This is a genomic window from Kosakonia sp. AG348 (assembly GCF_003337365.1).
Lineage (GTDB): Bacteria > Pseudomonadota > Gammaproteobacteria > Enterobacterales > Enterobacteriaceae > Kosakonia.
This window is the reverse complement of sequence record NZ_QPJR01000003.1, coordinates 645,303-654,584: the sequence shown is the minus strand read 5'-3', so window position 1 is coordinate 654,584 and position 9,282 is coordinate 645,303. Positions and strand designations below refer to the sequence as shown.

Here is a 9,282-nt window from a genome sequence, read left to right as displayed (position 1 = left end):
AGTTTGATGCTCAATGAATTAAACTTCGTAATGAATTACGTGTTCACTCGTTGAGACTTGGTATTCATTTTTCGTCCGAGGACGTCAAGAATCCAGTCACCCTGAGTGCCCACACAGATTGTCTGATAAATTGTTAAAGAGCAGGTGCGACGCGCTTTAGCGCTCTGTCGCGAGGTGGCGTATATTACGCTTTCCTCTTTCAGAGTCAACCCTGATTTTCAGAATTTTTTCTCTTCAACCGAACCGGCTGTTTGTGTGAAGTGATTCACATCCGCCGTGTCGATGGAGGCGCATTATAGGGAGCCCGAGCTGAATGACAAGCGGAAAAACACATTTTTATTTCAACCGCTCATCTTTTCGTCATAAAGGCTATTTTTGGTGCTTTTTGATGGCGGCTGGCAGCTCCGCAAGGCTATTAATCACCCAATCGGCGCTATTTTCAGCTTCCGGCGTGACGGGTTTCCCGGTGCGTACCAGTACTTTTGTTCCTACTTGTGCAGCAGATGCCGCCTGCATATCTTCCAGCTTATCGCCAACCATATAAGAAGCGGCCATATCAATGTGCAGAAAATCGCGCGCCGAGATGAGCATGCCCGGGTGCGGTTTACGACAGTCACAAACCTGACGGAACTCTTCTACTGTTCCCTGCGGGTGATGTGGACAATAGTAGATACCATCCAAATCAACGCCGCGATCGGCTAAAGACCAGTCCATCCATTCGGTTAACGTTTCAAACTGCGCCTCGGTGAATTTGCCGCGTGCAATACCAGACTGGTTAGTCACTAGCACCAACGCATAACCCATTTCTTTCAGTTCGCGCATGGCATCAATAACGCCATCAATAAATTCAAATTCATCAATCTCATGGACGTAGCCGTGATCAACATTAATAGTGCCATCACGATCGAGAAAAATAGCGGGTACAGACTTTGCCACGGGTTTGCTCCTGAAAAAGGCATATGTCCTTAGTATCTCATGTTTCGCTACACAGGAAAGTGCTCATCGTTGATGAGTGACATTGATTTAGACGTCTGGATGCCTTACCATCCGCTCTGTTTACGGCTGAAAGTCGTAACCGGCAGAAGAAAATGCCACGGCTAACTCTCATACGATAAAAATAATCTAATGATTAAACTTTCGAATATCACCAAAGTGTTCCAGCAAGGGAACCGTACGATTCAGGCGCTGAACAACGTAAGCCTGCACGTTCCAGCTGGTCAAATTTATGGCGTTATTGGCGCGTCTGGTGCGGGGAAAAGTACGCTTATCCGCTGCGTCAACTTACTTGAACGTCCATCACAGGGCAGCGTTCTGGTTGACGGCCAGGATCTGACGCAGTTGTCAGAAGCGGAATTAACCAAAGCGCGCCGCCAAATTGGCATGATCTTCCAGCACTTTAACCTGCTCTCTTCACGAACCGTTTTCGGTAACGTTGCTTTACCGCTGGAGCTGGATAACACCTCGCGCGACGAGATCAATCGCCGGGTGACAGAACTTCTCGATCTGGTGGGTCTGGCAGATAAGCACGACAGCTACCCGGCCAATCTTTCCGGCGGGCAAAAACAGCGCGTCGCCATTGCTCGTGCGCTGGCCAGTAACCCGAAAGTGTTGTTATGTGATGAAGCCACCAGCGCACTGGATCCGGCAACAACACGTTCTATTCTTGAACTGCTCAAAGACATTAACCGTCGCCTCGGGCTAACTATCCTGCTCATTACGCATGAAATGGATGTGGTAAAACGCATTTGTGATTGCGTGGCGGTAATCAGCAACGGCGAACTGATTGAGCAGGATACGGTGAGCGAAGTGTTCTCCCATCCGAAAACACCGCTGGCGCAGCAGTTTATCCAGTCCACACTGCACCTCGATATTCCGGAAGATTACCTGCAACGCTTACAGGCGCAGCCGCAAACGGACAGCGTACCGATGCTGCGGATGGAGTTTACCGGTCAATCCGTCGATGCCCCGCTGCTGTCGGAAACGGCGCGTCGTTTTAACGTGAACAACAATATTATTAGCGCGCAGATGGATTACGCGGGCGGCGTGAAGTTTGGCATTATGCTGACCGAAATGCACGGCACCCCGGAGGATACCCAGGCCGCAATCGCCTGGCTGCAAGAACACCATGTAAAAGTAGAGGTACTCGGTTATGTCTGAGGCAATGATGTGGCTTTTTGCCCGCAGCATCTGGGAAACGTTATTTATGACCTTTGCTTCAGGCTTGCTGGGTTTTATCGTCGGGCTGCCGTTCGGCGTACTGCTATATGTGACGCGTCCGGGTCAAATCATGCAAAACCCTGGGCTGTATCGCGTGATTTCCGCGCTGGTGAATATTTTCCGATCCATCCCATTTATCATTTTGCTGGTGTGGATGATTCCTTTCACCCGTGTGATTGTTGGTACATCTATTGGTCTGTATGCCGTCATCGTTCCACTGACCGTAGGCGCCGCGCCGTTTATTGCCCGCATGGTAGAAAATACTCTGCTGGAACTGCCTGCGGGTCTGATTGAGGCATCACGCGCCATGGGCGCAACGCCAATGCAGATCATCCGCAAAGTTCTGCTGCCGGAAGCGCTGCCGGGGCTGATTAACGCGGCGACCATTACGCTGATTACCCTGGTGGGTTACTCAGCGATGGGCGGTGCCGTTGGTGCGGGTGGTTTAGGTCAGTTGGGTATCCAATACGGCTATGTGACCTACAATCCATTAGTGATGAATACCGTACTGATATTGCTCGTGGTTCTGGTTTACTTAATTCAGTTCGCTGGCGATCGTATCGTCCGGGCTGTGACGCATAAATAACGTTACACACAACATAACGACTCAGATAGAAAGGAAAATATCATGGCTTTTAAATTCAAGACCTTTGCAGCAGTTGGTGCTCTGCTGGGTTCTCTGGCGCTGGCTGGTTGCGGCCAGGACGAAAAAGATCCGAATCACATCAAAGTCGGTGTGATTGTGGGTGCAGAACAGCAAGTTGCTGAAGTCGCACAGAAAGTCGCAAAAGAGAAATATGGCCTGGACGTTGAGCTGGTTACCTTTAACGACTACGTGCTGCCGAACGAAGCGCTGAGTAAAGGCGACATTGACGCGAACGCTTTCCAGCATAAACCGTATCTGGATCAGCAGATTAAAGACCGTGGTTTCAAACTGGTTCCGGTCGGCAACACCTTCGTTTACCCGATCGCCGGCTACTCCAAAAAAATCAAAGCCCTGTCTGAGCTGCAGGATGGTTCTCAGGTAGCCGTTCCGAACGACCCAACCAACCTCGGTCGTTCCCTGCTGTTGCTGCAAAAACAAGGTCTTATCAAACTGAAAGATGGCGTGGGTCTGCTGCCAACCGTGCTGGATATCACCGAAAACCCGAAAAACCTGAAAATTGTTGAACTGGAAGCCCCGCAACTGCCGCGTTCCCTGGACGATGCGCAGATTGCGCTGGCGGTCATCAACACCACTTACGCCAGCCAGATTGGCCTGACGCCGGAAAAAGACGGCATCTTCGTTGAAGATAAAGACTCCCCGTACGTCAACCTGATCGTCGCGCGCGAAGATAACAAAGACGCGGAAAACGTGAAGAAATTCGTCCAGGCTTACCAGTCTGATGAAGTCAGCGAAGCGGCAAATAAAGTCTTCAACGGCGGCGCAGTGAAAGGCTGGTAATCTCCTCAGTCTGTAATATCATTCAAGGCGGGCGCAAGCCCGCCTTGTCATTTGTGCACGCGCCTGATTCAATAAGCGGCGTTAAGAAAATTACTTCGAGGATATATTATGCGTGCTTTACCGATCTGTTTATTAGCACTCATGTTAAGTGGCTGCTCCTTGCTAAGCAGATCTCCTGTCGAACCTGTAAAAAGCACCGCTGCGGCGCCAAAAGTAGAACCGGAGAAACCGAAAGTCACGCGCCCTGTCCCTGTACGGGTCATTACGGATGCCACCGAGCTGGTCGGTAAACCGTTCCGCGATCTGGGCGAAGTTACCGGTGAATCCTGCCAGGCCAGCAATCAGGACTCTCCGCCGAATATTCCTACCGCGCGTAAACGCATGCAAATCAATGCATCTAAGCTGAAAGCTAACGCGGTTCTGCAGCACAGCTGCGAAGTGACCAGCGGCACGCCGGGTTGCTACCGTCAGGCGGTTTGCGTGGGTTCTGCACTGAATATCTCATCCAAATGAGTACATTTGCTTTCGAGCAAATCGGCGTTATCCGCTCACCGTATAAAGAGAAGTTTGCCGTACCGCGCCAGCCAGGTCTGGTGAAACACGGCGGCGGCGAACTTCACTTGCTTCCTCCTTATAACCAGCCCGATGCCGTGCGTGGCCTTGAAGAGTTCAGCCACCTATGGGTACTTTTCGTGTTTCATCAAACGATGGAAGGCGGCTGGCGACCAACCGTGCGCCCGCCCCGGCTGGGAGGAAACGCGAGAATGGGGGTTTTCGCCACGCGTTCAACCTTCCGGCCTAACCCGATCGGCATGTCGCTGGTTAAGTTGCACGGCATCCGCTGCCAGAAAGATCAGGTGATTTTACAACTTGGCAGTCTTGATCTGGTCGATGGCACGCCGGTGGTGGATATCAAGCCCTATTTGCCGTTTGCTGAAGCTTTGCCCGATGCGCAAGCTAGCTACGCGCAACAGGCACCTTCTGCTGATGTAGCCGTCACTTTTACGCCGGATGTCGAAGCGCAGCTTAGTGGGCTTGAAAAACGCTACCCGCATTTCAAAACCTTTCTGTGCGAAGTGCTGGCGCAGGATCCGCGCCCGGCTTATAAGAAAGGGGAAGAGCAGGGAAAAACCTACGCCGTCTGGCTGTTGGATTTTAACGTGCGCTGGCGCGTAACCGATGGCGGCTTTGAAGTGTTTGCGCTCGAAGCGCGCTAATTTTATCCCCCTCTCTTTTGGCATCTCTGCCAGGCTGATAAACTAAACCACTTTTTTCTGTGTCAGGCCTGTCTTAGGCCTGTTCCGATTGTCCAAATGGAACCGTAACAACATGCGTACTAGCCAATACTTGCTCTCCACTCTGAAGGAGACGCCTGCCGACGCCGAAGTCATCAGCCACCAGCTGATGCTGCGCGCCGGGATGATCCGCAAACTGGCCTCCGGGTTATACACCTGGCTGCCAACCGGTTTGCGCGTTCTGAAAAAAGTCGAAAACATCGTGCGTGAAGAGATGAATAACGCCGGTGCGATTGAGGTGTCCATGCCAGTAGTGCAGCCCGCCGACCTGTGGCAGGAAAGCGGCCGCTGGGAGCAATATGGCCCGGAACTGCTGCGTTTTGTCGATCGCGGCGATCGTCCGTTTGTCCTCGGCCCAACGCATGAAGAAGTGATCACCGACCTGATTCGTAACGAGCTGAACTCATACAAGCAGTTGCCGCTGAACTTCTTCCAGATCCAGACCAAGTTCCGTGATGAAGTGCGCCCGCGTTTTGGCGTCATGCGCTCACGCGAATTCCTGATGAAAGATGCCTACTCTTTCCATACTTCACAGGAATCGTTGCAGGAGACGTACGATGCAATGTACGCCGCCTACAGCAAAATCTTCAGCCGTATGGGTCTGGATTTCCGCGCCGTACAGGCAGATACCGGCTCGATCGGCGGTAGCGCCTCGCACGAATTCCAGGTGCTGGCGCAGAGCGGTGAAGACGATGTGATCTTCTCTGACTCCTCCGATTTTGCCGCCAACATTGAGTTTGCCGAAGCGCTGGCACCAAAAGAGCCGCGCGCCGCGGCAACGCAGGAAATGACGCTGGTTGACACACCGAACGCCAAAACCATCGCTGAGCTGGTTGAGCAGTTCAACCTGCCGATTGAAAAAACCGTGAAAACCCTGCTGGTTAAAGCCGTTGAAGGCAGCAGCTCCCCACTGGTTGCGCTGCTGGTGCGCGGCGATCATGAGCTGAACGAAGTTAAAGCGGAAAAACTGCCGCAGGTTGCCGCGCCGTTGACCTTCGCCACCGAAGCGGAAATCCGCGCGGTAGTGAATGCAGGCCCAGGCTCGCTCGGCCCGGTGAACATGCCGGTTCCGGTTGTGATTGACCGTACCGTTGCGGCGATGAGCGATTTCTCTGCTGGCGCGAATATCGATGGCAAACACTACTTCGGCATCAACTGGGATCGTGATGTAGCGACCCCAGAAGTGGCAGATATCCGTAATGTTGTTGCCGGCGATCCGAGCCCGGATGGCAAAGGTACGCTGCTTATCAAGCGCGGTATCGAAGTCGGTCACATCTTCCAGCTGGGCACCAAGTACTCCCAGGCGCTGAACGCCGCCGTGCAGGGCGAAGATGGTCGTAACCAGATCCTGACCATGGGTTGCTACGGTATTGGTGTAACGCGTGTTGTGGCTGCGGCCATTGAGCAGAACAACGACGAGCGCGGGATCATCTGGCCTGACGCCATTGCGCCGTTCCAGGTCGCGCTGCTGCCAATGAACATGCACAAATCTTATCGCGTGCAGGAACTGGCGGAGAAACTCTACGCCGAGCTGCGTGCGCAGGGTATTGAAGTGCTGATGGACGATCGTAAAGAGCGCCCGGGTGTGATGTTTGCCGATATGGAACTGATCGGTATCCCGCATACGGTGGTGATTGGCGATCGTAACCTCGACAATGACGATATCGAATATAAATACCGTCGCAATGGCGAGAAGCAGCTGATCAAAACCGGGGATATCCTCGATTATCTGGTCAAAGCCATCAAAGGCTAAGCGCCCCAACAAAAAGCCCCGCAATGCGGGGCTTTTTTATAGCTACCGAAATACCACGTGACGGGCATCTGGTTTTAGCGCTGCCTTATTATTACTGGGCTTAAATCAAGCATGATCAACAGAGGTTTCATTTTAAACGCAGGTTTCGCATGCCCTTCACGCTAATCATGCCGCCTTCTGTGAAGGCGGATTTTGCGCTGCTAATGCTTAATCATCACAGCCTTTATTGGGGCTAAACTTACCGCGTTTATTCGTCACCAGCACTTTCTGCGCCGCACCGGTGTCGGGGTTTGGCTCAACGGTGAAATGCCCTTCGACCACCAGCAGAATCGGTTTGGTTTCTGTTCCGCGCGCTGCCGCATAGTCGCGCTCAAGCTGCGCATTGCTGGCAACGGTTACCTTCTTGCCGGTTGCACAATCGGTAAATACCGCCGCATCAGCCATGTACATATACATGCCGCGCATCGCCATTGGCGTTGCCGGTAGCGCGGCTTTTACTGGCTGTAACGTGTAATTGAACTGAGAAGTGATGGGATTGCCTTGCTGGTCCAGCATCTCCAGCGCATCGCCTTTGGCGCGGAAAAAGGTTTTATCACCGTGCGTATCAGTGAGGATCAGTTTATCCGCCGTGCGCGCCCAGTTACCATACGTGGCAAACACCGAGGGCGCTTTTCCTCCCTGATAGCGCTGGTTCATCACCCAGCTCCCGTCTTTCTCCAGAAACAGAGAGGTTTCAATCCCTTCGCAATCCGCGCAGGGCAAAACACCGCGCCAGCTTTGCTGCATCGGTTTCAATTCTTCAACTTGTGTTGGCTGTACCGTCTCAACATCGCCACGGTTGTTACATCCGAAAAGCGCAAAGAGCGTACACCCCGCCAGCACCGCTAAAATCGCTTTTTTCACACCCAATTCCTTATGCCCGATTCTGTTATTACCCGTCAGCCTTCATGACCCCGAACTTTACCGCGTAGCGCTTTTACCGACGACTTTTGCGCCTTGCCCGATAACCGGCGCTCTTTCGATGCGCGGGTTGGGCGCGTTGCCCGACGGCTCTTTTGCACGACGGTTAATTCTTTAATTAACGCCACCAGGCGAGCGATTGCTGCTTCGCGGTTCATCTCCTGGCTGCGATATTCCTGTGCTTTTATCACCACCCAGCCTTCGCTGCTAATCAGATGGTGCGACGCCTCCAGTAAACGCGCTTTGTAATACTCTGGCAGGCTTGAAGCCCGGATGTCAAAACGCAGGTGGATCGCCGTTGAGCTCTTATTGACATGCTGACCGCCCGCGCCCTGCGCACGCACCGCCGTGATTTCCAGCTCTTCGTCAGCAATGGCGACCGAACGGGAGATCTCAATCATTGCGGCGGCTGCCAGGCTTCAAGGTGGATCTCCAGATTCTGGCTCTCGTCCGATAACCAGATAGCGCCATCCTGTAACGTCGCTTGCAGCGTCATGGTACGATCGCTGGCAAACGCGCTCAACCCGGCCAGTTGCACATCATCCAGATACCAGATGCTCAGATTGCTAAATGCCGCGCAGCGCGACTGGTTCTGCTGCCACCAGATCTGCGCCGCGCGTGAATTATAGGTAAAAAGCGCCACCTCTTTCGCCTGTGAGCAGGCTTTCTTCAGCCGTTTTTCCTCCGGCAGCCCCAGCTCAATCCACAGATCGATACCCAGATAATCATTGCGTAGCCACAATTCCGGTTCATCGTCAGCACTGAGACCGCGGGTAAATTGCAGGCGTTCATCCGCATATTTCATCCACGCCAGCAGGCGCAGCATCATGCGTTCTTGCGTCTCAGAAGGATGGCGAGCCAGCGTCAGCGTTGCATCTAAAAACTGATTACGATCCAAATCGGCAACGTTCACCGTCGCTTTATAAATTGTCGCTTTTAATGCCATGTCACCGCTCCTTCATAAAATGGTCGCTATTGTAGCGAATATAAGCATAAAGCGCTGTTATCTCTTGTCGCAGTGGATATTCATCGCCCTGATAATGATGAATAAGCTGTGGTATAGTCACCTTGCTAAACAGAGTTTAACTTCGTAGGCTTAGTGTTATCTCACAGTAAAGTCAGGTTGCTGACAGGAGGTGATGTGAACAATTATTGTGAGTTAGTACGCAGACGTTATGCGGAAATCGCCAGCGGAGATTTAGGGTATATCCCGGATGCGCTGGGGTGCGTGTTGAAAGTGCTGAATGAAATGGCGTCGGATGACACCCTTTCAGAGTCGGTCAGGGAAAAGGCGGCGTATGCTGCCGCGAACTTACTGGTGAGCGATTATGTCAATGAATGATGCCTATCAACCCATCAACTGTGATGACTATGACAACCTTGAACTCGCCTGCCAGCATCATCTTTTATTGAAGCTGGAAATGAAAGACGGCGAGGTGCTCAGCGCCAAAGCCAACGATTTAGTCTCACGTAAAAATGTGGAGTATCTGGTGGTTGATGTCGCAGGCGCCGCGCGCGAACTGCGTCTCGATAAAATTGCCAGCTTCAGCCATCCTGAAATCGGCACCGTTGTGGTGAGCGAGTCCTGACATTTTGCGGGCAGCGCCTGTTGC

At 52.6% G+C, this 9,282-nt stretch carries 12 protein-coding genes; 8 read left to right on the top strand and 4 right to left on the bottom strand.

Features of this window, described 5'->3' with window-relative positions; genetic code table 11:
* Positions 1–369: 369 nt before the first annotated feature.
* The gene (gene gmhB / locus DFO56_RS10225; protein ID WP_045512055.1) at positions 370–936 is read right to left on the bottom strand and encodes a D-glycero-beta-D-manno-heptose 1,7-bisphosphate 7-phosphatase; all 567 of its coding nucleotides are present in this window, start codon (positions 934–936) and stop codon (positions 370–372) included.
* Positions 937–1,125: 189 nt separating this feature from the next.
* Between gmhB and metN the strand changes: the two genes are divergently transcribed.
* From metN to proS, 6 genes are all read left to right on the top strand, one after another.
* On the top strand, positions 1,126–2,157 hold the full coding sequence (metN, locus tag DFO56_RS10220) for a methionine ABC transporter ATP-binding protein MetN (protein ID WP_020456628.1): 1,032 nt from the start codon (positions 1,126–1,128) through the stop codon (positions 2,155–2,157).
* Complete coding sequence (locus DFO56_RS10215; protein ID WP_017458024.1) at positions 2,150–2,803, top strand: methionine ABC transporter permease MetI; 654 nt, start codon at positions 2,150–2,152, stop codon at positions 2,801–2,803. The genes metN and DFO56_RS10215 overlap by 8 nt, the downstream gene beginning before the upstream one ends.
* Before the next feature lie 42 nt (positions 2,804–2,845).
* Positions 2,846–3,661, top strand: coding sequence for a methionine ABC transporter substrate-binding lipoprotein MetQ (metQ, locus tag DFO56_RS10210; protein WP_017458023.1), 816 nt, complete (start codon positions 2,846–2,848; stop codon positions 3,659–3,661).
* Between the two features lie 108 nt (positions 3,662–3,769).
* Positions 3,770–4,174 carry an Rcs stress response system protein RcsF gene (gene rcsF, locus DFO56_RS10205; RefSeq protein ID WP_020456626.1) on the top strand — a complete coding sequence of 135 codons (405 nt, stop codon included), beginning with the start codon at positions 3,770–3,772 and terminating at the stop codon, positions 4,172–4,174.
* Positions 4,171–4,878 carry a tRNA (N6-threonylcarbamoyladenosine(37)-N6)-methyltransferase TrmO gene (gene tsaA / locus DFO56_RS10200; RefSeq protein ID WP_045512052.1) on the top strand — a complete coding sequence of 236 codons (708 nt, stop codon included), beginning with the start codon at positions 4,171–4,173 and terminating at the stop codon, positions 4,876–4,878. The genes rcsF and tsaA overlap by 4 nt, the downstream gene beginning before the upstream one ends.
* 112 nt (positions 4,879–4,990) lie before the next feature.
* On the top strand, positions 4,991–6,709 hold the full coding sequence (proS, locus tag DFO56_RS10195; RefSeq protein ID WP_020456624.1) for a proline--tRNA ligase: 1,719 nt from the start codon (positions 4,991–4,993) through the stop codon (positions 6,707–6,709).
* A 207-nt stretch (positions 6,710–6,916) separates the two neighbouring features.
* Here the strand turns inward: proS and nlpE are convergent, their stop codons facing one another.
* Genes nlpE through DFO56_RS10180 form a run of 3 tightly spaced genes read right to left on the bottom strand, consistent with a single transcriptional unit; the run spans position 6,917 to position 8,615 of the window.
* Positions 6,917–7,612 (bottom strand): envelope stress response activation lipoprotein NlpE, encoded by a 696-nt coding sequence (gene nlpE, locus DFO56_RS10190; RefSeq protein ID WP_045512050.1) that lies wholly within the window; start codon positions 7,610–7,612, stop codon positions 6,917–6,919.
* A 35-nt stretch (positions 7,613–7,647) separates the two neighbouring features.
* Positions 7,648–8,070 carry an alternative ribosome rescue aminoacyl-tRNA hydrolase ArfB gene (gene arfB / locus DFO56_RS10185; protein ID WP_020456622.1) on the bottom strand — a complete coding sequence of 141 codons (423 nt, stop codon included), beginning with the start codon at positions 8,068–8,070 and terminating at the stop codon, positions 7,648–7,650.
* Positions 8,067–8,615: a YaeQ family protein gene (locus tag DFO56_RS10180; protein ID WP_045512047.1), complete on the bottom strand. Its 549-nt coding sequence runs from the start codon at positions 8,613–8,615 to the stop codon at positions 8,067–8,069. Before DFO56_RS10180 ends, arfB begins: the two co-directional genes overlap by 4 nt.
* Before the next feature lie 195 nt (positions 8,616–8,810).
* Between DFO56_RS10180 and DFO56_RS10175 the strand changes: the two genes are divergently transcribed.
* Complete coding sequence (locus DFO56_RS10175) at positions 8,811–9,011, top strand: YaeP family protein (protein WP_017458016.1); 201 nt, start codon at positions 8,811–8,813, stop codon at positions 9,009–9,011.
* Positions 8,998–9,258, top strand: a complete 261-nt coding sequence (rof, locus tag DFO56_RS10170; protein WP_017458015.1) for a Rho-binding antiterminator — start codon at positions 8,998–9,000, stop codon at positions 9,256–9,258. Before DFO56_RS10175 ends, rof begins: the two co-directional genes overlap by 14 nt.
* The last annotated feature ends 24 nt before the right edge of the window (positions 9,259–9,282 follow it).

What these genes read in the sequence shown, in the direction of transcription:
- rof (WP_017458015.1), top strand. Translation starts at nt 8,998, where the DNA reads ATGTCAATGAATGATGCCTATCAACCCATCAACTGTGATGACTATGAC.
- tsaA (WP_045512052.1), top strand. Translation starts at nt 4,171, where the DNA reads ATGAGTACATTTGCTTTCGAGCAAATCGGCGTTATCCGCTCACCGTAT.
- rcsF (WP_020456626.1), top strand. Translation starts at nt 3,770, where the DNA reads ATGCGTGCTTTACCGATCTGTTTATTAGCACTCATGTTAAGTGGCTGC.
- DFO56_RS10180 (WP_045512047.1), bottom strand. Translation starts at nt 8,615, where the DNA reads ATGGCATTAAAAGCGACAATTTATAAAGCGACGGTGAACGTTGCCGAT.
- metN (WP_020456628.1), top strand. Translation starts at nt 1,126, where the DNA reads ATGATTAAACTTTCGAATATCACCAAAGTGTTCCAGCAAGGGAACCGT.
- arfB (WP_020456622.1), bottom strand. Translation starts at nt 8,070, where the DNA reads ATGATTGAGATCTCCCGTTCGGTCGCCATTGCTGACGAAGAGCTGGAA.
- proS (WP_020456624.1), top strand. Translation starts at nt 4,991, where the DNA reads ATGCGTACTAGCCAATACTTGCTCTCCACTCTGAAGGAGACGCCTGCC.
- DFO56_RS10215 (WP_017458024.1), top strand. Translation starts at nt 2,150, where the DNA reads ATGTCTGAGGCAATGATGTGGCTTTTTGCCCGCAGCATCTGGGAAACG.
- metQ (WP_017458023.1), top strand. Translation starts at nt 2,846, where the DNA reads ATGGCTTTTAAATTCAAGACCTTTGCAGCAGTTGGTGCTCTGCTGGGT.